This is a genomic window from Nonomuraea sp. KM90, from assembly GCF_052246675.1.
GTDB lineage: Bacteria > Actinomycetota > Actinomycetes > Streptosporangiales > Streptosporangiaceae > Nonomuraea.
In genome coordinates, this window is record NZ_JBQQCB010000349.1 from 1 (window position 1) to 1,537 (window position 1,537).

Below are 1,537 nucleotides of genomic sequence, written 5' to 3' on the forward strand. Positions count from 1 at the left end.
TCGAGCTCCTCCGGCCCGCCCCAGTCCTCGGCTCCCGGCTCGTAGGACGGCGACCTGAAGACGGCGACGGTGTTGAGGATCTCGCCCCGGCGCAGCGGATAGCGCACCAGGTGGCAGCCGGGGCCGATGTGCACGACCACGTTCCGGGCGGTCTCCGCGTCCAGGTCGCGGTCGAGCTCGGCGATGGGGGAGGTGCCGCGGTAGGCGACGTAGCCCGAGCAGATCGGCTCGTCGTCGCTGAACCTGGCGCGCAGCCGGGAGTGCAGCCCGTTCGCCACGACCACGAGCCCCGCCGCGTGTTCGCCCAGGGAGCTGTGCACCACGGCACCGTCCGCACCGGGGACGGCGTCGAGCACCGCACAGCCGGGTACCAGCTCGACGCCGGCCCGCAGGCAGGCGCGGGCGAGGATGTCGAGCAGGTCGCTGCGGTGGATGACCACGTACGGCGCGCCGAAGCGGGTTTCGAAGGCGTCGTCGAGGTCCAGGTGGGTCAGGTCGGTCCCGTCGAGGGCGTCCTTGAACAGCAGCCGGCGCGGGGTGACGCCGGCGTCGAGGACCTGCCGCAGCAGGCCCCATTCCTTGAGGATGCGGGTGGCGTTGGGCGCCATCTGCAGCCCGGCGCCGACCTCGGCGAACTCCGCAGAGCGCTCCAGGACGCGTACGGTGTGCCCGGCCCGGGCCAGGGCGTGGGCGGTGGCGAGGCCACCGATGCCTCCGCCGGCGACCACGACGTCGACGGGCGCGTAGGGGGCGTTCATCAGTGCCATCCTTGTCCGTTCGGGTTCACAACCAGGGCCCCAGCACGGGTGGCCGGGCTGACCGGCCGGTGAGCCAGGCCGCCAGGCCGGCGGCCTGGCCCCTGGCCGCGTGGCCGGCCAGCGCGTGGGCGGCCAGCGCGGCGTTGAAGTCGGCGGGCAGGTCGGCGAAGCTCACGCCGTGGTCGAGGTCGACGGCGTGCACGGCGACCTCCCTGGCCCGCATCCAGCGGATCTCCGTGGCCGGGACGGTCCGGCCCTGCGCGGTCACCACGAGGCGCTGCCAGCCGCTCTCCGGCAGCCGGTCCATGTCGGCGGCCAGGTCGGAGGCGGACCGGTGGACCAGGGCGCGCAGGGTGTCGGCCGGGAGCGCGGCCACGGTCTCGATCTCCTCGGCCCGCCGGCCCGCGTTGGCGTACATCCGCTGCTCCACGCCGGTCGCCGCCCAGCTCAGCAGGCGGCGCAGCGCCTCGGCGTTGCCGTGGACGTGCGCGGCGACGTGCCGGCGCGTCCAGCCGGGCAGGGCGGTCGGCGCGGCGAGCTCGTCGTCGGTCAGCCGGTCGAGGGTGTCCAGGAACAGGGTGGTGCACTGGTCCATCCAGGCGCGCGCGGTCATGCCTTCCTCGCGGTGTTCTCCAGGCGGCCGACGCCCTCGATCTCGGTCACCACGACCTCGCCTTCGGCCAGGTACCGGGGCGGCTTGCGGGCGTGGCCGACCCCGCCGGGCGTGCCGGTCGCGATGACGTCGCCGGGCCGCAGGGTCATGATCGTGGAGGCGTAGC

3 protein-coding genes are annotated in these 1,537 nt (G+C 74.8%); all 3 read right to left on the bottom strand.

Features of this window, described 5'->3' with window-relative positions:
* Window positions 1-758, bottom strand: a 758-nt coding sequence (locus ACTWPW_RS64115; protein WP_443175028.1) for an FAD-dependent oxidoreductase, incomplete at its 3' end; no start/stop codon positions are given.
* 25 nt (window positions 759-783) lie between these two features.
* A complete protein-coding gene (locus ACTWPW_RS64120; RefSeq protein WP_443175029.1) occupies window positions 784-1,371 on the bottom strand; it encodes a maleylpyruvate isomerase N-terminal domain-containing protein in 588 nt (195 codons plus the stop codon).
* The gene (locus ACTWPW_RS64125; RefSeq protein ID WP_443175030.1) at window positions 1,368-1,523 is read right to left on the bottom strand and encodes a fumarylacetoacetate hydrolase family protein; all 156 of its coding nucleotides are present in this window, start codon (window positions 1,521-1,523) and stop codon (window positions 1,368-1,370) included. The genes ACTWPW_RS64120 and ACTWPW_RS64125 overlap by 4 nt, the downstream gene beginning before the upstream one ends.
* Window positions 1,524-1,537: the final 14 nt, after the last annotated feature.